This window comes from Pedobacter sp. BG31 (assembly GCF_042464845.1).
In the GTDB taxonomy this organism is placed as follows: Bacteria; Bacteroidota; Bacteroidia; order Sphingobacteriales; family Sphingobacteriaceae; genus Pedobacter; species Pedobacter suwonensis.
Genome location: NZ_JBHNZK010000023.1, coordinates 44,745 through 69,341, shown reverse-complemented (window position 1 = coordinate 69,341; position 24,597 = coordinate 44,745). Strand labels below are relative to the sequence as shown.

General features: G+C 39.9%; 18 protein-coding genes and 1 tRNA gene. 5 read left to right on the top strand and 14 right to left on the bottom strand.

Going from position 1 to position 24,597, the window contains the following annotated elements; all coding sequences use genetic code 11:
* Positions 1-942 precede the first annotated feature (942 nt).
* Positions 943-2,430 carry an alpha-amylase gene (locus ACFE6N_RS20960; RefSeq protein ID WP_378939735.1) on the top strand — a complete coding sequence of 496 codons (1,488 nt, stop codon included), beginning with the start codon at positions 943-945 and terminating at the stop codon, positions 2,428-2,430.
* A gap of 295 nt (positions 2,431-2,725) precedes the next feature.
* Here ACFE6N_RS20960 and ACFE6N_RS20955 read toward each other — a convergent pair whose 3' ends face one another.
* From ACFE6N_RS20955 to ACFE6N_RS20930, 6 genes are all read right to left on the bottom strand, one after another.
* Positions 2,726-3,652: a hydroxypyruvate isomerase family protein gene (locus ACFE6N_RS20955; protein ID WP_378939733.1), complete on the bottom strand. Its 927-nt coding sequence runs from the start codon at positions 3,650-3,652 to the stop codon at positions 2,726-2,728.
* 20 nt (positions 3,653-3,672) lie between these two features.
* Positions 3,673-4,668: an FAD:protein FMN transferase gene (locus tag ACFE6N_RS20950; RefSeq protein WP_378939731.1), complete on the bottom strand. Its 996-nt coding sequence runs from the start codon at positions 4,666-4,668 to the stop codon at positions 3,673-3,675.
* 10 nt (positions 4,669-4,678) lie between these two features.
* Positions 4,679-5,998, bottom strand: coding sequence for a Gfo/Idh/MocA family oxidoreductase (locus tag ACFE6N_RS20945; RefSeq protein WP_378939729.1), 1,320 nt, complete (start codon positions 5,996-5,998; stop codon positions 4,679-4,681).
* A 36-nt stretch (positions 5,999-6,034) separates the two neighbouring features.
* Positions 6,035-7,000, bottom strand: a complete 966-nt coding sequence (locus ACFE6N_RS20940) for a formylglycine-generating enzyme family protein (protein WP_378939727.1) — start codon at positions 6,998-7,000, stop codon at positions 6,035-6,037.
* A 416-nt stretch (positions 7,001-7,416) separates the two neighbouring features.
* A complete protein-coding gene (locus ACFE6N_RS20935) occupies positions 7,417-8,694 on the bottom strand; it encodes a DUF5103 domain-containing protein (protein WP_378939725.1) in 1,278 nt (425 codons plus the stop codon).
* A gap of 760 nt (positions 8,695-9,454) precedes the next feature.
* Positions 9,455-11,362 (bottom strand): ABC-F family ATP-binding cassette domain-containing protein, encoded by a 1,908-nt coding sequence (locus ACFE6N_RS20930; RefSeq protein WP_378939723.1) that lies wholly within the window; start codon positions 11,360-11,362, stop codon positions 9,455-9,457.
* 333 nt (positions 11,363-11,695) lie between these two features.
* Here ACFE6N_RS20930 and ACFE6N_RS20925 point away from each other — a divergent pair, with 333 nt between their 5' ends.
* From ACFE6N_RS20925 to ACFE6N_RS20915, 3 genes are all read left to right on the top strand, one after another.
* Positions 11,696-12,109, top strand: a complete 414-nt coding sequence (locus ACFE6N_RS20925) for an Rrf2 family transcriptional regulator (RefSeq protein WP_378939721.1) — start codon at positions 11,696-11,698, stop codon at positions 12,107-12,109.
* A 71-nt stretch (positions 12,110-12,180) separates the two neighbouring features.
* On the top strand, positions 12,181-12,831 hold the full coding sequence (locus tag ACFE6N_RS20920) for an NAD(P)-dependent oxidoreductase (protein WP_378939719.1): 651 nt from the start codon (positions 12,181-12,183) through the stop codon (positions 12,829-12,831).
* Between the two features lie 303 nt (positions 12,832-13,134).
* The gene (locus tag ACFE6N_RS20915) at positions 13,135-14,163 is read left to right on the top strand and encodes a quinone-dependent dihydroorotate dehydrogenase (protein ID WP_378939717.1); all 1,029 of its coding nucleotides are present in this window, start codon (positions 13,135-13,137) and stop codon (positions 14,161-14,163) included.
* A gap of 1,191 nt (positions 14,164-15,354) precedes the next feature.
* On the opposite strand, the gene ACFE6N_RS20910 is transcribed toward ACFE6N_RS20915, so the two are convergent.
* From ACFE6N_RS20910 to ACFE6N_RS20895, 4 genes are all read right to left on the bottom strand, one after another.
* The gene (locus tag ACFE6N_RS20910; RefSeq protein ID WP_378939715.1) at positions 15,355-16,224 is read right to left on the bottom strand and encodes a hypothetical protein; all 870 of its coding nucleotides are present in this window, start codon (positions 16,222-16,224) and stop codon (positions 15,355-15,357) included.
* Between the two features lie 97 nt (positions 16,225-16,321).
* On the bottom strand, positions 16,322-16,492 hold the full coding sequence (locus ACFE6N_RS20905; RefSeq protein WP_029275070.1) for a hypothetical protein: 171 nt from the start codon (positions 16,490-16,492) through the stop codon (positions 16,322-16,324).
* Between the two features lie 35 nt (positions 16,493-16,527).
* Positions 16,528-16,601 (bottom strand) — tRNA-Cys (locus tag ACFE6N_RS20900).
* Between the two features lie 69 nt (positions 16,602-16,670).
* Entirely contained in the window at positions 16,671-17,417 is a 747-nt protein-coding gene (locus ACFE6N_RS20895; protein WP_378939713.1) for a TrmH family RNA methyltransferase, read from the bottom strand.
* Between ACFE6N_RS20895 and ACFE6N_RS20890 the strand changes: the two genes are divergently transcribed.
* The gene (locus ACFE6N_RS20890) at positions 17,408-19,831 is read left to right on the top strand and encodes a BamA/TamA family outer membrane protein (RefSeq protein WP_378939711.1); all 2,424 of its coding nucleotides are present in this window, start codon (positions 17,408-17,410) and stop codon (positions 19,829-19,831) included. The two genes, ACFE6N_RS20895 and ACFE6N_RS20890, sit on opposite strands and share 10 nt — an antisense overlap.
* Here ACFE6N_RS20890 and ACFE6N_RS20885 read toward each other — a convergent pair whose 3' ends face one another.
* From ACFE6N_RS20885 to ACFE6N_RS20870, 4 genes are all read right to left on the bottom strand, one after another.
* Positions 19,832-20,398: a 2'-5' RNA ligase family protein gene (locus tag ACFE6N_RS20885; protein ID WP_378939709.1), complete on the bottom strand. Its 567-nt coding sequence runs from the start codon at positions 20,396-20,398 to the stop codon at positions 19,832-19,834.
* An 815-nt stretch (positions 20,399-21,213) separates the two neighbouring features.
* Positions 21,214-21,744, bottom strand: coding sequence for a hypothetical protein (locus ACFE6N_RS20880; RefSeq protein ID WP_293744486.1), 531 nt, complete (start codon positions 21,742-21,744; stop codon positions 21,214-21,216).
* On the bottom strand, positions 21,741-24,038 hold the full coding sequence (locus tag ACFE6N_RS20875) for a patatin-like phospholipase family protein (protein WP_378939707.1): 2,298 nt from the start codon (positions 24,036-24,038) through the stop codon (positions 21,741-21,743). The genes ACFE6N_RS20880 and ACFE6N_RS20875 overlap by 4 nt, the downstream gene beginning before the upstream one ends.
* Positions 24,039-24,088: 50 nt before the next feature.
* Positions 24,089-24,562, bottom strand: coding sequence for a TspO/MBR family protein (locus ACFE6N_RS20870; RefSeq protein WP_090981864.1), 474 nt, complete (start codon positions 24,560-24,562; stop codon positions 24,089-24,091).
* Positions 24,563-24,597 lie beyond the last annotated feature (35 nt).

The following is a 24,597-nucleotide window of genomic DNA, read 5'->3' as shown; positions in this document are numbered from 1 at the left end:
CTGTTCGAAAATTCAAATCAAAAATGAAATTGAGGCTAAAAATATAATTATCGGCGAATAAAATCAGGTGATATTCATCTTTATAAATTAGTAATATTTAGATTACGACAGACATGCGGATTTTAGGAGTTATCGGATGACAAAGCGCTTTGGGTACTTTGGCGCGTCAAAATGCGCAGCATTCTTGAGCACAACTAAAAACAACACAAACTGCGAAAAACTACCATGCCTCCGCGGCATAGAGCGGGAGAAGTATTCTTGTAAGTTATTTTGTTTTCTGCAGTGATTTTCGAAATTAGCGGGAGGTGAGCTAGTCTAATCCATCTATTCTGTAATTTATTGTCAAAAAGATTGCTTCACTCCAACACAATGCCCTTTCTTCAGTTCGCAATGACGAAATTATCTTTCCGCAGATTTAATGTATTTTCGAAAATTGACTGTTTGTCTCTGCAGTGATCTGCGAAATCAGCGGGAGATGAGCAATCGGACGCACGCTGTTCTGTAATTTATTGTTAAAAAGATTGCTTCACTCAAACGCAAAGCCCTTTCTTCAGTTCGCAATGACGAGATTATGTTTCCGCAGATTTAATAGATTTTCGAAAATTGACTGTTTGTCTCTGCAGTGATCTGCGAAATCAGCGGGAGATGAGCAATCGGACGCACGCTGTTCTGTAATTTATTGTTAAAAAGATTGCTTCACTCAAACGCAAAGCCCTTTCTTCAGTTCGCAATGACGAGATTATGTTTCCGCAGATTTAATAGATTTTCGCAGGTTGACTGTTTGTCTCTGCTGTTGATATGCCAGATCAGCGGGAAAAAGATATCAAAATTACAAGTCATCCAACGCGCTGGCCTGGGCACTAAGACTTGCGCTAGTAATGGATGTTGTTTAAAAAACAATTCATCTCCTATCATGTTATTCTTAAAAAAAAATCTCAATTAATGCAAAATCAAACGCTTATCCAATTTTTCCATTGGTATTATAACGAAGAACAAAATTTGTGGACTAAAGTAGCTACCGAAGCGGGTCACCTAAAAGAAATTGGTGTAACTGCGCTGTGGTTGCCGCCGGCTTATAAATCGAATAATGCTACCTACGATGTGGGTTACTCCGTTTATGATCTTTTTGATCTGGGTGAATTTGATCAGAAAGGAAGTGTAAATACCAAATATGGTTCGAAAGACGAATATATCAAAGCGATTGAAGCCTTACATGAGCATGGGATTGGCGCCCTGGCCGACGTCGTGTTTAACCATAAGGCAGGTGGCGATGAACTGGAGAAAATAGCGGTGAGAACGGTAAATCCTGAGGATAGAAATGAATTTACCAGCGATGTTTTTGAAATAGAGGCCTGGACGAAATTTACTTTCCCTGGCCGACAGGGCAAATATTCTGAGTTTATATGGAATCATGAATGTTTTAGCGGGGTAGATTGGGCAGAGGACATTAAACAAACGGCCATTTATTCGATCCAGAATTATTTGGGTGAAGGTTTTGAAGAGGTTCCCTCTACCGAATTTGGCAATTACGACTACCTGATGTACAACGATATCGATTTTCGTAACCGGGCCGTAGTTGAAGAATTAAAATATTGGGGGGAATGGATCGTGGAAACCACTAAAGTAGATGGCTTCAGGTTAGATGCCGTTAAACACATCAATCCTGATTTTATTGTAGAGTGGATTGATCATCTGAATCAAAAATATAACCGCGAGTTTTTTATTGTGGCTGAGGATTGGAATGTGGAAGATGTAGCAGGACAACTGAACTATATTGAAATTACCGGTGGGCGGACCCAAATATTCGATTCGCTTTTACACCATAATTTTTTCCTGGCCAGTAAAAACGAGGAATTTGATATGCGGACGATCTTTGACGGGACCCTAGTGCAGGTTAAGCCTGAGTTAGCGGTAACCTTTGTTGATAATCATGATTCACAACCTTTACAGGCGCTGGAATCTTATGTCGATTTTTGGTTCAGGCCCTTAGCTTATGCCATGATCCTGTTGCGCATGCAGGGCATTCCTTGCTTGTTTTTCCCTGATCTGTATGGAGGGATTTATGATGATAAAGATAAGGAAGGTGAAGAGGTGCATGTTGAGCTGGCGGCCATCCCTGCGGTAGAAACCATGAGCAAAATCCGTACAACCCTAGCCTACGGCGAGCAACGTGATTATTTTGACCATGGCATTTGTGTAGGATGGACCCGTGCCGGTGATGAGGAACATGAAAATAGTGGCTTGGCCGTATTGTTGAGTACGGGAGAGGAAGGCTTTAAAGAAATGGAAATTGGTAAACACTTTGCCGGTAAAACCTTTGTTGATGCTTTGGGCTATCGCGAGCAGGAGGTGATTATTGACGAAAACGGCTGGGCAGAGTTTCACTGCAATGGGGGCAGTGTTTCGGTGTGGGTGTTGAAGGTAGGGTAGGATAGGTTTGTGTGGTCTGTGGAGACACAGCAAGGCGAGGAATAGTTATTTGTCATCCTGAGCACAGCGAAGGATCTTTATTAGACAGACTTTAGTGTAATAGGCCCTGTTAAAGTGTCTAAACTGCAACTTTTATGTTAAGGATTCTTCACTGCGTTCAGAATAACAGATTTTTTAAAAGGTTCTTAAAGAGTACCGAAAGAGATAAATCGTCATTGCGAAGCAATCTTACAACGGTCGCTAGTAGCCAGCGCATTAAGATTGCTTCGTGCCTCGCAATGACGAGACGTCGATACTACAAAAAATTATCCTCAGCCCTGTAAGCTGAAATAACAGCTAGTTCACCTTCTTTTCCGCCTTTTGAGTTGCCGTGCTCCATACCCATCACACCTTTATAACCTTTGCTATACAGATGTTTAAACAGGTTTTTATAATTGATTTCTCCAGTTGTAGGCTCTTTGCGGCCTGGATTATCACCAATCTGGATGTAGGCAATTTCGTCCCAGCAGCGATCGATGGTTTTAATTAAGTCGCCTTCCGTGCGTTGCATGTGGTAAATATCATAAAGAATTTTGCACGAAGGACTTTTAACCGCTTTACACACGGCATAGGTTTCATTTGTTTTTTGCAGGAAAAGCTCAGGGGTATCGCTCAAAGTTTCTAAAACCATAATTAAACCGTGGGGTTCAAAAATCTCAGCACCTGCATGCATGGCATCAATTACATTGGCAAACTGATTGCCATAAGGTAAGTTGCGCTCATAAAACCCAGGCACTACGGTAAGCCATTTGGCATTACAGCGTTTGGCAGCTTCTACTGATTTTTTGCAGGTTTCCACAAATTTATCTTTAAACTCCTTTTTGCCTGTAGTTAAAGAAGTTTTCCAGTTATCGCCGCCATCTACCACGAAAACACCCATGCGCATACCGAGTTTCGCCAGTAAATTGCCGATTTTCTCCTGTTCTTCAACAGAGCGGCCCAGATAACCGTTATCTTCAATAGAGCGGAAACCTTTATCGTACATAAACTGGATCTGATCTAAAAAGCTTTTGCCTGCATGATTTTGGAACATGCCCTGGTGCGGTGCATAATCGAGGTTGAAAGTTTTATCGCTTAATATATCATTTGTTTTTTCGGCAGCAAAAGTATTGGTCAATCCTGCTCCCGTTGTTATTGCTCCCGCAGTTAACAGGCTATTTCTTATAAACTCACTTCTTTTCATCGGTTTAGTTTTAACAGATATTAGTGTGTAATTAATTTTTTGAATCCTGTAGTCAGCGTATCAGCTACTTTACCATCTTTTTGGTGGTATACAAAATAAGCTTCGAGGTTTTTTCTGCTTTCTACAAACGCCATGGCATCTTTGAGGTGCATCGCCATTAAGGCGTTGTCATATCCATCGGCGGTAATAGCATCATTGGCGTAAACCGTTACGCTGATCATTTCATTATCTAAAGGGTAACCCGTTTTAGGGTCTATCAGGTGTGAAATTTTTTTCTTTCCGCTTTGATGAAATTTCCGGTAGTTGCCAGAAGTGGTAATGGCGCCCGAATTGATTGCAGCGATATGCCTGATTACCGGGGTTCCATCCTTATCCGGACCTTCGATGCCAATTTTCATGGTTTCGCCACTGGGTTTAGGTCCTGAAATCCGGATTTCGCCGCCCAGTTCGGCTACATACTGCTTGATTCCTTTTTTTTCGAGATAGGCGGCAATTAAATCGACGCTATAACCTTGTGCAATTCCATTTAAATCGATCTGTATACAAGGCTTAAGTTTGCTTAATAATCCATTCTTCAGTTTTAGGTTTTTCATGCCTACACAGACCAATATCGATTTAATGATTGCCGGATCTGGTTCTTTTTTAGCTTCTTTCGGCCCAAAACCCCAGGCTTGTACCAAAGGGGCTACGGTAATATCAAAAATACCTTTTGTATCCTGATTGATCTCGAAACTTCTTTTCAGCACGTCGTTCATGAAACGATCAGTTTTAATTTCTTTTCCGGCCGTATTGAATTGATTTATCAATGATCCCTTTTTGTAAAGCGACATCGATAAATCAATTTCGTTTAATAAGCTATCTATGCCCGCTTTAGTGGCTACACTATCAGTAGCATAGTACATAATGGCATAATCGGTTCCCTGTGCAAAACCATTAATTTTATACTGCTTTAACTCTTTTTTCAGGGAGAAAGCAAAGATTAATGGTAAGATAAAAAGCAAAAACCTATAACGCATCCATTTAGTTTTAGATCACCTTGGTTTGTCCGGGTATAGCGATAGGGTATAATCCTTTTTCATCAGGCATTAACTTTGGATTAGCATCCCATGCAAAACGATCTGGCATTAAACTGATGTTCGAAGCTAAAGCCTCATCCCACTTAATGGTCTGACCAGAATAAGTAGCATAACGGCCAATAATAGACGAAAATGTACTGGTTGCAGCATAATCGACGTTACTGAATTTATATTCTCCTTTAGAAACCGCATCGAAAAGTTCATCATGCTCTGTTTGGTAGGGGTTTGCGTTTCCTTTGGTATTGTGGTTATACAATTCTTTGCCACTGTAATCTTTCATAATGGCCTGGTTACTGCCTGAAAGATAAATTTTGCCTTTTGTACCCTGAAAAGTTTCATCCACACGGTTACTGATCCCTTCGAAATGCCGACACTGGCTATTGATTACTGCACCATCGGCATAGGTTAATTCGATAGAGTGGTTATCATAAATTTCTCCATAGTCTTTTCCTGTTCTCCAGGCACGGCTACCTGTTCCCTGTACCGAAACCGGATGTCCGTTTTTAATCCAGTTGGCTATATCGATATTATGCACATGTTGCTCCACAATATGATCGCCGCATAACCAGTTGAAATAATACCAGTTTCTCATTTGGTATTCCATTTCGGTTTGGTTTGCTATACGCGGACGTACCCAAACGCCACCGCTGTTCCAATATACCTGGCCCGACATGATATCGCCAATGGCACCATCGTTAATGCGTTTCATCGATTCGCGGTAGTTGGTCTGGTAGCGGCGCTGTAAACCAACAACTACGTTTAATTTTTTCTTTTTCGCTTCTTCGGCTGCGGCCAATACTTTTCTAATGCCTGGTGCATCTACCGCAACAGGTTTTTCCATAAAAATTTGTTTATTCTGTTTAACCGCTTCTTCGAAATGGATAGGGCGGAAGCCAGGAGGCGTGGTTAACAGCACTACATCGGCTAATGGAATGGCTTTTAGATAAGCATCGAAGCCAACAAACTGGCGTTCTTTCGGAACATCCATTTTAGCCGCAAATTTCGAACTTAAAGACTGGTAACTGCTATCTAAGCGATCCTGAAAAGCATCGGCCATGGCCACCAGTTTCAGATTAAATTTAGTGCTTAACGCCTGGAAAGCTGCTCCGGTACCGCGATCGCCACAGCCTATTAAGGCAATTTTAATGGTGTCTGATCCAGATGCATATGCACCGGCCAGGGGAATACTGCTGATCATGGCGCCGCCGGCCAGCATGGCGGTTGCTTTTAAAAAATCGCGACGATCTTGTTGGTTGATTGGTTTTTTCATGTGTTTAGTTTTTTATTTTGGTTAGATAGTGTAGGGTTAAAAGTCTTTTATAGGTTGTTTGTTATAATAGGCATCTATATCAGCTTTTGAGGGTGTTTTTACCGGGCGTACCAGGCGCATCCCAACAAAAGGCGCTTCAGGGAACCACCAGTTACTTTTCGGAATCTGCGGATCTAATTGTTTCCATGATGGATCAGAAGCTAATCTGGCTGTAGAGGTTAAATTGTTTGGTGTTTCGTCATAAGAACCACCGCGAACTACATTTGGATATAGTTTTTCGGGTATGGCCACCGGGTTTTCTACTGTTTTATCTTTGCTTTTACTGTAGAAATCAGGAAAGTATTGGTCGTAAGTCCATTCGCTCACGTTTCCGTACATATCAAATAAACCCCATGGATTTGGTTTTTTTTGGCCAACCTGGTGTGTCTTGTTGTCGCTGTTATCTTTATACCAGGCATAATCACCCAGTCTTGCTGCATCATTGCCGAAAGAATAATTGCTATCCGTTCCCGCTTTACAGGCATATTCCCATTCCGCTTCTGTTGGCAAACGATAAAAAACACCTGTACGCATATAAAGCCATTTACAAAACTGGATGGCGTTATATTGGGTCATGGCTACTGCTGGCTGGTTCGCTTTACCCATACCAAAAGTCATATCGAGATAGGGTTTTGTGGGTCTGGTAACGGCATCTACTTCAGCAGGAATAGCGCTTGTACTGGCTTGTTTTTCATAATCGCGGTAGAGGAAAGGTTCAAAAATATCCCAGGTTACTTCATGTCTTCCGATCCAGAAAGCATCGAGTTTAACCTCATGAACGGGTTGCTCATCTGGTTTCCCTGTTTTACTGCCCATTTTAAATTTGCCCGCCGGTATAGCCTGCATATCGAATTTTAATTTGGTTCCATTAATGGATTGTGTGTACGATTCGTTGGTGGTTTGTGCTAAAACCTGCGCACAGGGATAGGTTATTAATGCTACGGCAATTAACTTTTTAAACATAATTTTTGGTTAGATACGATTGATCTGCTAGTGTTTATCTGGTAACTTTCTGAAACACTAAAGTAAATAACCACATTTAAAACAAAGAAATTTTATGTAACAATAAAGGTAAGTATAGTTATTTAAAGGTCAATTTGACAATTAAAACCAATGTCAATTCTGAGGGGTGATTTATGGTATATAAATCAATATGAGTGAGGGTAAGATCCAACCTGTATACCTTCGCGTTAAATCGTCATTGCGAGAAGGCTTTTTCAGCCGACGAAGCAATCTTTTCAGCCAGGATCATCAGCATGATAGATTGCTTCGTCGTTCCTCCTCGCAATGACGATTTTTTTTGAGTCTGTGAAAGGTAACTTGTTTCAGGATTTAAACTTATATTTTTTGCATTTGACGCCTTATCATTGCAAGCACACTTACCTTCTGTCTGAAACTTTATTGCTTAAATTGGTAAAACCAACCAGCGTATCCCAGCGTGCCCCCGGACGGCGGTAATAAACCAAAATCTGATAACTGTTTTCGGTCTGGAAAAATGCACCCTCGAAAGGTTTGGTCTCCAGTGTTTTGGTATCATTGTTATAAAAGGCATACTCGTAATCGTATAAGCCTTGTTTAAGGATTATATTGCCGTAAAATTGTTTCCGGTTGGCGTCGTAAAGCAATTTATTTTCATTGCTCATGGTATAATTGTTAAACCGGCCAACTACATAAGCATCACCATTAGGGCCAGGTGCAGGCGCATTTAAGGTGAATAAAATACTCATGTATTCTGCTTCTGTTTTATCATCGCGCCCGTCGGTATTGCGGATAAAAAAGTTTCCGTTTTCATCGAACTGGTTGGCAAAAGCTCCAACTGTTCGGGGTGCATCCTGAAAAAGCAACACATTTACAGATTCATTATCGCGATAAATATCTTTTACATTATCTGCTTTGTAGCGTAAACTTCTGGTATCAAACTTTCTAAACTCATTATCACCCCAAAAATCATTCGTATTGAGGTCGTTATAAACCAATTGATTTGGCCGTACAAAGGCGGGTTTGGTGTTCACCTGGGTGGTATTGGCATTAAAATTCTGCATCACCACCGCTTTTATATCCTGATAGGGGTTAGGGATGGGAAAAGTATGGTTAATGGTAAAGTTGATTTTCTGTTTATAATTCCGGTTCTCCACCTGCATCGAATTCGTTATTTCTGCCGCAACAGCCAGCTGACTATCGAGGATGTAAAAGCGCTGCGAAATAACCGGTTTGTTTTTGTCGCCATCTAAATAAACTTTTAACACATAGTTTCCGCCAATTTTAGGCTGAATTTGGGCGTTGGGTAAGCTGATTTCATAATGTGTATATTTTCTTGCCGTGTTGGATGAATAGCGGTAATTGATGATGCGGTCGTCGTTAAAACTGCCTAAATAATCGATGCTCGAAATTTTGGAAGTTTCCCATTCTGCCGTACAATGTTCAATGGTATACCAGTAATTTTGTGTGCCTGCAAGTAGATCATCAAAAGAAAAAGTGATGGTTTCTGACGAATTGAGCATGATTACCGGTAAACTCTGCTCTTTATTGCTGTTATAGCAAAGCACAGTTTTAATATTGGGGAGATAAATTTTGTTCTCGTTGGTAAATCTGTTAGCGTTTTGTGCAAAAGCGAATGTAGAGATGAAAAATAAAACCGTAAATAGTATTTTGTGCATGGATAAAAGTAAAGTTTTATCGGGAAGTGACAAAACCGAATTTTGGATGGTTATTAGGGAAATAAGGATTGACACGGAAGTTTTTTGATGCGTCGGTAGAGGGATTTTATCGTGGTGTCAGATATTACTATCTGACACGAATTGTTTTTTTTGAAATTAAGCCACGGAAACACGGATTAACACGGAAAATTCTTCGAGGTGTCGTCATCCCGACCGTAGTGGAGGGATCTTTTTAAGAAGGAATAATTGCGAATAATACAGTGTTTTTCTGGTTTGCAGCAACCTTGAATATGCTGTCATGCTGGGGGATAATTTATTTTATAAAACTCAATATAAATGACGTTTTTTCCTTACCACGGGCTTGCCTCGGCTCGCCGCCGCCGATTGGCTCCTTCTTTTTGGCGTCAAAAAGAACCAAAAAACGCCGGCTGAAAAATTTTCTTTCAAAGCCAGTGGGATGACTTGGTCAGTGGAGCCCGAAAAATTTGTTAGGCCGGATTTAAGTAGAACGGTGATGCTGTGCTAAGGCTTAGCTGGATGGAAATGCTGTAGTTTCACAAGTCATTCATTAATAAGTAATTATGAAATAAAGTGATTGTAGGCATGAAGCATCTTTTTGTAGGTTGCAGATGCTTCGTGCCTCAGCATGACAGAAAAAACGCTCTCCGTGTTTCTGTGCTTTCGTGGCAGAAAATAAACAAAAAAGCCGTCCCGATTTTACATCAGAACGGCGTATATCTAAATAAATCTGTGTTTAAAACTAACCTTCCAGCTCCATAATTTCAGCAGCTAAACTTTCCCATTTATTTTGGCTGTTATCTAAATCTTGTTTAGTGGCCAGATAACGTTTGTTGGCTTCAGCCAGTTTTTCTGCATTGCCATAAACATTTTCATTCGCCAGTTCTGCTTCAATGCTTTTTACGTTTTGCTCCAGTTCGGTAATCAGTTTTTCTGTTTTTTGCAGTTCGTCATTCAGTTTTTTTAACTGGTTGGCCGTGTTGGGTGTAACCGGTTTTGGCTGTTCTTTTTGTTTTTCAGGCATTTTAACCGGAATAGGTTTAGCTGCCGGGATTACCCTTTTGCTGTTCCATTCTTCGTATTCGGCATAAGTACCAGGGTATTGTTTAATTTTTCCGTTTTCGATAAACCAGATCTTATTGGCTACATTATCTAAGAAATACCGATCGTGGGATACGGTAATGAAAGTACCTTCAAATTGTTGTAAGGCCTGGATCAGGATATTTACCGATTGGATATCCAGGTGGTTGGTTGGCTCATCCAGAATCAGGAAATTTGAATCTGTAGTTAACGATTTAGCCAGGGCTACACGTGATTTTTCTCCTCCGGAAAGCACTTTGATCTTTTTGAAAACATCATCACCTGTAAATAAGAAACAGCCTAAAATACTGCGCAATTCGGTATCGGTATGTTTGGGCGCAAATGCCTGTAACTCTTCCAAAATAGAGTTCTCCAAATGCAGCGACTCCAGCTGGTGCTGTGCGAAGAAAGTGGTGGTCACATTATGCCCGGTTTCGCATATGCCTTCAAATTTTTCGGTTCCGGCAATCATTCTTAATAAAGTCGATTTACCTTTTCCGTTTGCACCGATCAGGGCAATTTTATCACCTTTTTCGATTACTCCTTCTGCGTCATCTAAAATATGCACATTTGGATAACTTTTATGGGCATGCTCTATCCGTACCACATGTCTGCCCGATGGTTTGGAGAATTTGAAAGCAAAATTTACAGTTGGGTTGTCATCATCCACATCATCAATACGCTCCATCCTGTCTAAAGCTTTCATGCGTGATTGGGCCATTTTAGCCTTGCTCGCTTTTGCTTTAAAACGCTCAATTAAACGTTCTTCCTGTTTAATTTTGGCCTGTTGATTCTTAAACTCTCCTTTCTGGATTTCTCCACGCAAGGCTTTTTCTTCCACATAGAAGCTGTAGTTGCCGGCATAAACGGTTAATTTACCTTTGCGCGATTCGACAGTACGGTTTACAATCTTATCCAGGAAATATCTATCGTGAGATACAATTACAATGGCACCTTCAAAACTCATTAAATAGTTTTCCAGCCACTTAATGGAAGGTAAGTCCATGTGGTTGGTCGGCTCATCCAGTAATAGGATATCTGGTGTTTGCAACAAGATTTTCGCGAGCATTACCCGCATCCGCCATCCCCCAGAAAAGGTATTTAGCGGCCTTAGCTGATCTGCCGGACTAAAACCTAAACCAGCCAGAATTTCGTTTGCCCTATATTCTATGTTATAACCGTCTAAAGCTTCAAACTCCTGCTGTTTATCGCTTAATTTAAATAAAACCTCTTCGCTGTAATCTGTTTCGATTTTTTTTAGCAGTTCTTCAATTTCATCATGCAACTGGTTCTGGCGCTCGAAAGCTTCCATGGCCACGTGCAAAATGCTATGATGCGATTCGTAAGAAAGTAAATCCTGGTTTAAGTAGCCAATTTTCAGGTCTTTAGACATGGAAACCGTACCCGAACTTGGTGCGTACTCGCCTACAATTATTTTTAAAAGTGTTGATTTTCCTGTTCCATTGGCACCAATTAAACCAGCTCTGTCGCCAGGTTTGATGTGCCAGTTTGCGTCATCGTATAAGGCCCTTGAGCCAATCAGGAAAGTTAAATTATTTATTGAAATCATTTCGGCTGCAAAAGTACGAATTTTAAAGGCTTTTTTCAGGTACAAAGTCAAATAGGGAAAACTGTTATTCTGATCAATATCAGTGACAGAAGAATCCTAGCAAAATGATAAGCCGCGAAAAGTCGTCGTTTCGACCGCAGTGGAGAAATCTTTTTACATAGTTCAAAAATTTCTCTCCCGAACGTTCGGGACTGCGCTACAGTCGAAATGACGGAGATTTTTAAAATCAGTCAACGGTAGGGAAGTGAAGAGGCAATTGTTGTGGAATTGAAAAATAAAATTTGATTTCTATAAAACCTTCTTACCTTTGTACTGTAATAAAAATAATTACAGATGAGCACAAGCAGGTTTCCGATTGCCTTACACATTTTAACCTTATTAAATGAGGCGAACGGCAATGTGGTGAGTTCTGCATACCTGGCAGGTAGCATCAATGTCAACCCTGTTTTAGTACGTAAAGAAATTATGAATCTGCGTAAACATGGTTTTGTGGAGAGTAAAGAAGGTAAGGGGGGAGGCTCATTTCTGGCTAAAAATGCCAAAGATATTAACCTGGGCGAAGTCTATCAATCGGTTAGAAGTGGCAATATGTTGTTGGGCCAGCATAAAAATGAACCGAATCCTAAATGTCCGGTCGGCAGGCAGATTAACCAGCATTTAGATACGCTGTACAGCGACGCAGAGCATGCGCTGATCGCAAATTTATCGAAACAGACATTGGCAGATTTTGCGGCCAGGTTTGAATAATTTTTTTTGCATATAACTGTAATAAAAAACATTACAATTTATAATAATACATAAACTAAAAATTAAATCACATGAAAGTAGCATTAATAGGCGCCTCCGGATTTGTAGGCAAAGCGATTTTAAACGAACTGGTAAACCGTGGAAACGAAGTGATTGCCATTGCACGCGATACGGCAAAAATTGAAAGCCGCGATGAAAAGGTAAGTAAGGTAGCAGCAGATGTTTTGGATACTGAAAAATTAGCAGCAGTTTTAGCGGGTGCTGATGCCGTAGTAAGTGCTTTTAACGCAGGGTGGACCAACCCCAATTTATATAACGATACTATCGAAGGCGCAAATGCTATTCAGGCGGCAGTAAAAACATCAGGTGTTAAACGTTACATTTTTATTGGTGGAGCAGGTACCTTGCAGATTGACGGTCAGCAGGTTGTAGATGGACCGGATTTCCCTGCTGAAATCAAGCCAGGCGCAACGGCTGTAAGGGATTATTTTAACACGCTGAAACAGGAAAAAGAATTGGATTGGTTGTTTTTTAGTCCGGCAATTGAGATGCATCCAGGCATTACTACCGGCCGTACCGGGAAATATCGTTTAGGTAAAACCAGTCCGGTTTTCAATGAAGAGGGCCGTTCTATTTTATCGGTAGAAGATTTAGCGATTGTAATTGCTGATGAGCTGGAAAATAACACGCACCACCAGGAGCAGTTTACGGCAGGATATTAGCATGATGGAAAGGAAATGGATGAGGGGTTTAATTGTTCATTAGCCATTAGTTCACTGGTCATTAGTAGAGATCAGTTTTTTAGCCAAAAACAAAGGAGTTGGATGACAGGTTAAGATAAATCGTCATCTCGACCGCAGTGGAGAGATCTTTTAAACATAGTGAAAAGATCTCTCCATTCCGCATTGCTTCTGTCGAGATAACGCCAATTTTTAATATCCTGTTATTGGTAACTGATAACTGAAAATTGATAACTGAAAACTGCCTCATTTTCCTTTTTCCCATTAAGTTCTTATCTTCGTGGCATGTATCGCCTTATTAAACCAATATTCTTTAAATTTGATCCTGAAAACGTACATTATTTTGTAGTCAAACGGTTAAAATGGTTTAATGATAATTTTCCGCTGGGCAAAACCATTATCCGTAGCAGTTTTGATGTGCACATTAAAGGCCTGGAACGAGAGGTTTTTGGCATCAAATTTAGAAATCCTGTTGGTTTGGCTGCCGGATTCGATAAAAATGGCGAATACGTAGAGCCTCTTAGTAATTTAGGTTTCGGATTTATAGAAGTAGGTACGGTAACCCCAATGCCACAGCCTGGAAACGATAAACCGAGGATGTTCCGCCTGCCTAATGATGAAGCCTTAATTAACCGGATGGGCTTTAACAATAAGGGGGTTGATGTAATGGCAGAACGTTTGCGTCTGCTAAAAGATAAACACCCTGATATTGTTGTGGGTGGAAATATCGGTAAAAACAAGGCAACTCCAAATGAAGATGCGGTAAGCGATTACATTAAATGTTTCGACCGTCTGTTCGATGTGGTAGATTATTTTGTGGTGAATGTAAGTTCGCCAAATACCCCAGGCTTGCGAGAACTGCAGGAAAAAGAGCCCCTTAAGAAAATTCTGAATACCTTACAGGAGCGCAACCGAAAAAACGATATTTCACGTCCAATTCTATTAAAAATTGCGCCTGATTTAACGGATGCACAATTGGACGATATCATAGAGATTGTCGCAGAAACGAAGATTGCAGGCATTATTGCCACCAATACCACCATCAGCAGGGAAAACCTGGCCACAGAGCAGCAATTAAAAGCCGAAACAGGCGGATTGAGTGGGAAACCCGTTAAAGAACGCTCTACTGAAGTCATTCGTTATCTTTCAGAAAAATCGAATAAAGCTTTCCCGATCATTGGGGTGGGCGGGATACACTCGGCCAAAGATGCGCAAGAGAAACTGGATGCTGGTGCCAGTCTGATTCAGTTATATACTGGTTTTATTTACGAAGGACCGGGGTTGATCAAAAGTATCTGTAAAGCGCTGGTTTAAAGGAGACTTAACCCTGATCCAATAGCTATCTGAGGTATTTCCGGGTTTTGAAATAAGTTCAGCATGATGAGTTTGTTAGATCATAGCCGGAATATGTTAGTCTTCACATTTTGGAAATGAACGTCAGCATTCCATTGGCTGTGCCAGTCCCGCTATCGCTTCAAAGCCTTGGCTCGTTCCTCGCCTTCGGGTTTTACGCTAAATCGGGTTTATTTAACTAAGGTTTGAGGTTTTTACATTCTTTATTTAAAAGGTTATCATCAATATAAAATTGTCATCCTGAGAAGCCTGCCTGCAACATGCAGGCTATCTTTAAATAATAATCTCTTGTATGAAAGATTGCTTCGTCGTTTCTCTTAGCAATGACGATCAATCTAAAGAAAGCTGTCAATGATTCTTTTGTAGTGTACGCTAGTATGATGTCCTAATTACGCATTTTGTTATTCTGCGTGGTAATTTATGGTTACAAAAGTTATGATTGATAGATGATTTTTATTAAGTGATATCCCTAAGAAAACGTCATTCCCAACTTGATTGGGAATCACGAAGTGCTCATGAATACCATTGAATAAAAAAAATACTTATGAATAATCTTAATGCAAGCGCTTTAAGATTAGCTTCGCTGAGCACTTCGTGGTTCCCGCCTGCGCCTACCGTGTGGACACAATTAATCATAATATTTTCTGCCGCTCTATGTCGCGGTGGCATGGTAGTTTTTCGCAGTTTGTGTTGTTTTTAGTTGTGGTCAAGAATGCTGCGCATTTTGGAGCGCCAAAGTACCCAAAGCGCTATGTCAATCCAGCAATGAGCCTTTTGCACGATCCCATACGCATCAAAAAAACAGCGGCACTTCGTTTTGTGTTCAATTTTTTTTATAAAAATTAAATCATCGTTATGAACACAAAAGCACTGCGTTTCAGGTTTGTTAGTGCCAATTTACCTGGGACTACAACTGTTTTTTTGATTTCCCCTGGCTCTTGGGATTAACAGCGTCCTTAGTCAAAATCTGTGCTTTATTAAAGTTGCCTAGCAAACTGTCTAAACTATTCTTAAAAGACGTGTCCACACGATAAGCCTACGTGGGAATGACGACCGAGCTAGTAGATGCTGTGACTGACAGCCTGTCGAAGGTCTTTCCATAAACAAAAAAAGCATCCTTTGATCAGAAGGATGCTACGAGATTAATGACTATTATTTTCTGAACTTTAACCTTCTTTCAAGATATTTTATCTTCTGGTTTTGTTCCGTGATTTTTTTATTAAGGTTAATGATATAAAGCGTCATTTCTTCCGTTTTTTGCAATAGTTTCATTTGAAATTCTTTCATTTCCAATCCATTATCAATCATATCTTTTTCTGAGGCAATTTCAGGAAGATGTTGTTTGGTAGTGACAAACTTTTCAAGTTCATCAAGTTGCATTAATTTGTAATTTTTGTTAAAAACAAAATCGCAGCCTTGACTGATACAGACTTTTACTTCTTTTGCCCTGATTGTTCCGCTTACGTCTAGCCTAACGGTAGGATTATCAACACCTATACCTACATTTCCATCTCCACGTACGATAAATTGAGTACTATTACCAGCTCCAATATCCCTGATTTTAAAGAAGGAACTCCTTGCAGCGTTTTGAGATGTTCCAAAAGATTGCACGTCAATATTTAATGCATTAATCTGATCTGCACTGCTTGGCGTATTTATTGTTGCCTTCAAGCAATTTAATGCTTTTGCATTGAAATCCGCGTCAGTATTGTTTAGATTTCCAGAATGCCAAATCCTGTTCCAGCCTTTCCACGAATAAGACCATCTTCCGAAATAAAGTTCGTTCGTTGCAATAGGGTTTGTAATACTTACATAGTTATTTGCGTCATAGCCAAAATTTAATCCATGGTAGTACGAAACTCCAAATGTATTATTTGCCGGATTAGCTGCAAACCATTGGCCGTTAACCGTTGCGAATGCGTTTAGGTTAGTTTCTACATTGTCTTTAGAAAATTGAGCATTTACGACGAGTGCTTTAAATAGGATAATAACTAAAATTGATAAGCGTTTTTTAGTTTTCATGTTTAAATAATTTGTTTTAAAAATAAAATATAAGATATAAAAAAAGCATCCTTTGATCAGAAGGATGCTTTAAATTTTTTAGCAGAATTTCTAAAAACTATTTTGCCAAAGCAGCTAAAACAGCGTTGTTTTTAGCTAATTGATCGTTTTTAGGTTGTGCAGAGCGACTTCCTAACTCGATGTTAGTTGCTCTTTTTAAAAATGCTACCTCTTGGTGAGCTGTATTTTTATTTCTTCTGTCTTTTCTTTTTAATCTGGTAACTGCCATGGTAATAACCTTTTTAATTATTTTATTTGTACAAATGGAGGTCGAGAGCGGATTCGAACCGCTGTAGAAGGTTTTGCAGACCTCTGCCTAGCCACTCGGCCACTCGACCTTAAATTCAAGGCTGCAAAAATAGCAATTATTAGTTAGCGCGCAAACATTATTTCAATAATTATCTAATTTAATTGCGAACTCGCACTAATTCAGCACAAAAGATTGCTGCACTTACGGCCACGTTTAATGATTCGGCTGCTCCAACTCTTGGAATAGTGACCGGCTTATTTATTTTTTTGATCACCTCTGCCGATATGCCCTTTCCTTCATTACCTAAAATTACCAGTCCTTCCGTTCCCCATTGCGTTTTGTAAATGGATTCCCCATCTAATAAGGCACCAAATACGGGGAGGGTATTGTTCTCCAGTAAGGCTGGCAAATCTGCTTCATGGATATTGATCCGTGCCAGAGAGCCCATGGTGGCCTGTACCGTTTTCGGATTGAATATTTCTACACAGTCTGGAGAACAGATGATATTTTTAAAACCAAACCAATCTGCCGTACGGATAATGGTGCCCATATTGCCTGGATCCTGAATGCCGTCTAATACCAAAGTAAACTGATTTTTTAGCTCTTTTAGTGCCAATTCTTTGTTTTTAGGAATATGAACAAGCGCCAGAAAGCCCTGTGGGGTTTGCAGCGTACTAATCTTCTCTAATTCGGCGTTCTTTACTTCAAATAAGTTTATATTTGCAGGCAATTTGGGTAACAAATGATATTGCTCGCTGTTATAAAATATAGTGTGGATCTGGTAGCTTGACTGGAAAAATTCCTGTATGGATTTTATACCTTCAACAATAAACAAACCATGTTCTTTACGATATTTTTTTTGATGTAACGATTTTATAAAACTAATCTGTGATTTTGAAAGCATACCAAAACTCAATATATATTAAACTGAAAAGCACTGCAATATTACTATTTATTATTGTTTTAATTCAGGCCTGCTCATCAACTAAGTACATTGCAGACTATCAGTCGATAGTGAAAAAGGTAACTATCGATAGTGTGGATGCTAAATTTGAAGAACAGGCTTACAATTATGTGCAGAAAGATATCAGGCCTGCTTCTAAGCTAAGTATCCAGGTACCATTATACAACCTGTTTAATACTAAAGATGGCCGGTATAAAACGAGCGATATCAAACCCTTTGGTACGCCACCCGCCATTCTGGATAGCACGCTGGTCGAGATTTCGAGAACACAGATACAGAAGTTTTTAAAAAGCAAGGGCTACCGCCGGGCCGATGTAAAGGCAGCGATAAAGGTTGCAGATAAAAAAGCCGAAATTGTGTTCACGGCAAAACCGGGACCTGCTTATTTTATAGATAAAATTTCCGATTCGATACCCAATGCGAACATTAAAAACCTTTACGAATCGAATAAAGCGAAAATAAGCCATCTGCACACCGGAATGCAGTATGATGAAGATTCGTTAACGTACGAAAGGGAACAGATTTACCGCATCATGAAAGAAAACGGTTATTTCTATTTCTTAAGACCCTATGTTAATTTCGATGTTTATGGTGCCGAACCTACTTCAAAAACCAATAAAATTGACCTGAACCTGAATGTAACCAACCCCAACGACGGCGAACATAAGCAGTTCAATATTGGATATACCCACATGATTATTGCGCCTAACCCGGATGGCTTCCCGGATTCGGTACGTTATAAGCTCAATAAAGACACCATTAACGGTATCATTTTTACCGATTTTTCCAAGCGCTACCGCAGAAACCCCATTGTAAGGTATGATTTTTTGAAACAGGGCGATCTTTATGATATCCGAAATGAAAACCTTACTTACGATCGGTTGTATGAACTCAATATTTTTAAAAATGTAAAGATTGATTATTACCGTAGAGATAGTACTTCAAACAAAATAAATACGGTAATTCAGCTTATTCCACAAAAGGTGATGAGTAACCGCGTGGAAGGGGAGGTGCCTTTTAATGGCGGTACAGTAGGTTTTACCATCGGAAATACGTATACCAATAACAATATTTTCAGAGGGGCCGAACGATTTGAACTTCAGGTAAAAGGTGGTTTGCAATCAAGGATTGGCAACGGTGCCAAACCCTTTAGCGATATTTATCAGCGCGATTTTTCCATCAGTTCGAGTATCACCGTACCACGGTTGATGATTCCTTTCTATAATCCGGTTTTGGGAGGGAATGGCATGCCACACACTACTTTTGCATCAAGTTACATCTACGCACTACAAAAAGATGTTTCAGTAAGGAGGATCTTTATCAATTCAATTACTTACGATTGGTTTGAAACCAAATCTAAATTACATTCGTTTACACCTTTAAATTTCGAATACCGGTTTGGCTATTTAGACCCTAACGTTGATGCGCAAACCGTATTGAACAACCTTTATTATTCCACATTGTTAGGTCGTAAAGATTTAACACTGGGCATGAAATATACCTATACCTTAAATGCAAATAAATTAAATGAATACCGTTCTTTTGTTTATTTACGGGCCGGAATGGATATTGCAGGAAATATGTTGCAGGGAATATCCGGATTAATCGGGAAAAAAGGTGATCCTGCAAACAACAATCCAGCAAAAATACTGGGCCTGCCATTTAACCAATACATGCGTCCTGAAGTTGATTTGAGGTGGTATAAACATTTAGGCGGTGATCGGCAGTTTATTGCGCGTTTAAATGCAGGCGTAGCTTATGCTTATGGAAATTCAGTATTAACCGGTATACCTTTTGAAAAGCAGTTTTTTGCTGGTGGATCAAGCGGGATAAGAGCCTGGCAGGCGAGAACCATTGGGCCCGGGAACTATGATAGAGGTCTTTTACGGAGTGATACGCTAAGGAGAGCATTTTTTGGGCTCGACCAACTCGGAACCATGAGGATTGAAACCAATTTTGAATACCGTTTTACCGTTGCGAAAAAGTTTTTAGGTGCGACTTTAAAAGGTGCTGCATTTGTTGATATCGGTAATGTATGGAACCTGAGGAAGGGCGAGTCGATTCTTGTTGCCAATCCTTCACTTGACGAGCAAACCATATTTAGATTGAGTAAATTAGCGCAACAGTTAGCCGTTGGTACGGGTGTAGGGCTGAGATATGATGTGCAATATTTTGTTTTCAGGTTTGATGTCGGGTTAAAACTCAAAGATCCCCAGTTCGCAGGTTCGGATCAATGGGTCATCAGCAAGTTTTTATCTGGAGCAAGGGATTTTAAAAATACTTATAACGCCACGCATGGGCCTGATACCTATCGTTTTATCCAATACAATTTTGGTATCGGAATGCCGTTTTAATTAACCAAAAAGCGTTAAAGTTTTGGGTTTTGTATCGGGATCTTTAAAAGGCAATTCTTTAAAGGGTTGCCATCTTTTATCCACGTGCTTATAAACAGAAAAAGATGAAACCTCAAATTCGCGTTTAAATTTGCGGTCTTTAAATTCCGCGCAGATCTGTTTGAAAACGGGTTTTATGTCCCTGAATGCCAAAGTTAAATGTGGATTGAATTTTTCTTTTTTCCCGATCAGTTTTAAAGGTTGTAAGGTTTTGGTTATCTGTTTTTCCAGCAACATCAATCCTTCATTTTGTTCAACATCTAAATAAAAGGTATGTTCGGGGAAGGAGTTAAAATTTCGGAGCACCTGTGTAAATGGCTGATTAAAGGAGGCATCTGTCAGCGCTTTGAAAAAACGCTCTTCTGCACCATATCCTGAAAGTTTTACCGGAGGATATAAAGTAATGTGTGCCGGACGCTTTAATGATTCACGCACATTAAATTTATCTGCAATGTAGGTCCTAATTTCGTCGATATCTTCTGCAATAGAAACAGGAGGAACCAGGCATACTAAAAAAAGATTTTCCATAAAGCAAATTTACTAAAAATATTAGTAAATAAAAATGGGCTTGAGCAAATCCTCTGTGCTGCGGTTAGTATCTGCACTAACCAATTCCGTGGTCTGTGTCCTCACAGATCACTTAAGTTTTTAGCCACTGAAACACGGATTGGCACGGAGAAGTTCGATAGCATTACAGACTCCGGTTCAATAAACCCCTACCCGTTGCAGGCGGGGCGACCGGCAGCGTTACCCCGGTTTAAGCGGAATTTAATTTATCCAGGATTTACCGGGGTTAAGCAAAGGGCGGGACTGGCGGTACCGAAGGACTACAGGTACTGCTTTTCTAAAAAAAATAGAAATTGCATTAGACCTTTTGCGATAAACAATGATGTCAATCGTTAAAAGCGATTTGCTATTTTCACACTCGTTGAAAGGAGCATGAGCATGAGTTTGTGATGATTATAATTGTTTTCGTGTCAGTTAGTAACAACTGACACCACAAATATTTCGTTAATTGACCCGTGTTAACTAAACCCGACCGGCAGCGTTACCCCGGTTTAAGCGGAATTTAATTTATCCAAGATTTACCGGGGTTAAGCAAAGGGCGGGACTAGCGGAACCGAAGCACCACAGGTACTGCTTTTCTAAAAAAATAGAAACTTTTGTGATAAACAATAATGTTAATCGTTGAAAGCGACTTGCTATTTTCACACTCGTTTGAAACGAAAACGAGCATGAGCTTCTCTTTTTTACACCTTACTTAACCATTCGAAAGCCTCGCAATAAAGATTGCTTCGCCGGCTGAAGAAGCCGTTTCGCAATGACGATTTTAGTCGGGGAAATCAGACCAGATTCTTCAAGCCGTCAAAAATACTTTCGAAAAAAGTAGAAAGATTTAATCCGTTACTATGGTTGAAATATACAAATACCAGGAGTACGATTACCACAAATATAATGAGCTTACGGAAGGCAAAGGCCATAACAATCAGTAAAATAGGGATGATGAATAACCATAAACTATTGATGGTGTAAGGACTTAAATCGGTATCTTTTTTATAAACATAAACAAGTTTGCTATGTGTGCCGGCGTCGTTTTGGTGTTTGATATAAACAAAAGTAGATTTATCGATCGGTAAAGGCAGCACCGCTATGCCATCATTAAATTTTAATACCTGGGTAAAGCCACTTACACTAAAGGTATAGGTTCCGTTAATATTCTCGTTGGGGTTGTTCAAAGAATCGGCTGCTATGATGGCCAGTTTACTGTTTTTTAGCAAATTCTCTTTTACCAGAAAATTATTGATTGATGCGTTTTGTGCAAAGCCGAAAAGTCCGTTTATACACAGCAAAAACAAGAGTACGATTCGTTTCATTCGATAGAACGTTTATTGTAAATTAAATAACCGATATGCAATAATACGCCATTTCTTTTAATAGCATCATTATATAAATTATAACTTAGGCTAACCGGGCCCAGAGGTGAGTGATAAACCAGACCAGCGGTACCTGCATAACGTAATTTTGTAATGGCCTTTGCATAACTGATGTCCTGGAAATTATTCAGCTCAAATTCTTTATGCGGTAAAAATAAATAACCCTCTAATCTAAAATCAAGGTTTTTTTTAACATTATAAATGTTTTTTATTCCGCCAGCGGCATAGGTGGTCGCCCTAAATTTATCCAGGAACAGCGAGCGGCTATCTTGCAGCGGGTAAAAAGCCGGAGCGGTTAAAAGCGTTGCGTAATAGTTGCTAAATAAGGGCTGATTCGAAATTACACCTTCAACAATGTAACCCAGCGTATATTTGTTGAGGTGTAAAAAATAGTTCTCCTGCGTAAGCTTAATACTGGCCCAATGGCGTAGCTGGCTACTGCCAGGGATTTTCACAAAACCAGGGGTATTCCGGAAAATGTTACCGGGATTATAATTTTCGCGACCGGTGGTGTAATTAAAACTTAACGAAAAGCTTTGACCATTGGTGGCGTATTGTTTTCTGTTCAGCGAATTCTTTTCCAGGTTTAACGAGCCCCTGAAGCCATTAAATATAGTTTGATCTAAGAAATCGCCTACTGCAAAGGTATTATTTGGGCTGTAGCGGTCATTATTGTTGATAAAGTTAGCATGGAGCACAATTTTGGTGTTGTAATTTAATGGCATTCCCATCATCAGATCGATCTTCCGGTCTGATTGTTCGATATAAGTGGGATGTGGGTTTTCAATAAAAATCTGGCTGGTATTATAAAAATTCCAGTGATTATAGGTTAGCTCCGCAGCAAGAAACAGGGGGAGCCTGGTTGGATAATCTACCCGTCCATTCACTTGTACCGATTCGTAAAAACGGCCGGAGTAAAAGCTGGTTCCGAAAGTGTAAGATTTGCGGTTGAGGTAATTGTATTGCGCACCCAAAAAAACGTTACTGATGGGCCTGGTTGAAATATTGCCACCCAACTCGAGCTTAAAACTCTTTTTGGGCTGGGCCACTACTTCAAAGGTATAGCTGTCTGTTGCAGCCTGGTAAGAAATTTTGGGATATACCGTTTCAAAAGTTTGGTCGGCAACAAGTTTGTAATACCCACGTTTAACATCTTGCAGGTTAAAAGTAGTTTTATCGCTTTTGAAAAGCCTTTCTACATATCTTTTTTGCTGGTTGTTTACGCCGGTTACGATGATGTTGCTGAATCTGAGATCTGGTTTTCTCGAATTAAATTTTTCCCTTTTCTGTGCCAGTTCTTCATCGCTCACCCTTCTGCTGATCAAAGCTTTAATCCTTGGCATATCAGCCATGGTGGCATCATATCCTTTTTTGATCAGCTCCGCTACCGGAGCGAAGTTGGTTACGCTGTAAGAGGCTAAATCTGGCTGGATATATACACCGTTTTTACCGATCATGGTAGAGTCTGATTTAGATAGGAACATGTATACCAGAAAGCGGTTCATTAAACGATCGTCTATGTTTTTAGGATATTCGTTATAGGTTTTGGAAGAAACATTGGCCCCAATCATATAATCGGGCTTAAAATCTCTTTCCATTACGTCTGCCGGGAAATTATTGTAAAGGCCACCGTCAAAAACATACTTGCCATCTAATTTAATTGGCCTGTAGATAATGGGTACCGTCATGGTGGCCCTTACGGCTTCAGCCAAACTTCCTTTACTTACCGTGATGCTTTTTTGCGAAAGCACATCGGCAACCATACAGCGATAGGGAACAAACAGGTTATCGAAATTATCTTTGGAAACGGCTGAGGCCTGTGAAAAAAGCTCCAGAAAGGCAAAATTTAAGGGAATATCATTAATCAGATTGGAACGGAAGCTAAAATGAAAACCCGTATCAATGGCTACTTTTGCAGTAAGCATGGAGGCATTGGGTGCATTTTTCTGGAAATAATACGTATAATCACTTGTGTACCGTCCGTTTACCCAGTTCTGAAAGTCGTTACTCAGGGCTATTTCCTCAATCTGTTTTGGACTATAGCCAGCCGCATACATGGCGCCAACGATCCCACCCATAGAGGTGCCGGTAATGTAATCGATAGGAATGTGGTTTTCTTCAAGGGCCTTTAGCGTACCAATGTGCGACAATCCTTTAGCACCACCGCCACTAAATACGAGACCTACCTTTTGCGCCTGCAATTGGCTACAACACAGAACGAACAGGATCAGCAAATATCTTTTAAAAGTTACCACCCCTAAAAATAAGTGTTTTTCTTTTAAAATCAGTTCAATATGAAAATGTTATAAGTTAAAAATGTGGCAAAACTTACCCACATGATGTATGGGATAAAAAGTATTCCGGCCCATTTATTGATTTTATAAAAAGTGATGGCATTAATAACGATCACCAGCAACAGTAAAATGATTTCTGCCAGCGCAAAACCTATTTCATGCAGATAAAAGAAAATGAATGACCAGGCGAGATTTAAAATCAGCTGGATGAGGTAAATGGCAACTGTACGTGGAAAATGAACAATTTTATCACGTCTTACCCAAACGAGGTAGGCTGCAATACCTATTAAGATATAAAGGCTGGTCCAAACCGGTGCAAAAAGCCAATCTGGCGGATTAAACGATGGTTTATTTAATGTTGGGTACCAGGTTTTGACCGATTGAGCAGTAGCCCATCCGCCCAATGCGCCAACACCCAGTGTGATGGCAATATTAATAATAAAAGCCAGCGGTTTGAATTTCATTCGATAAATTTGAGTTTAAATACGCATAAAACCAA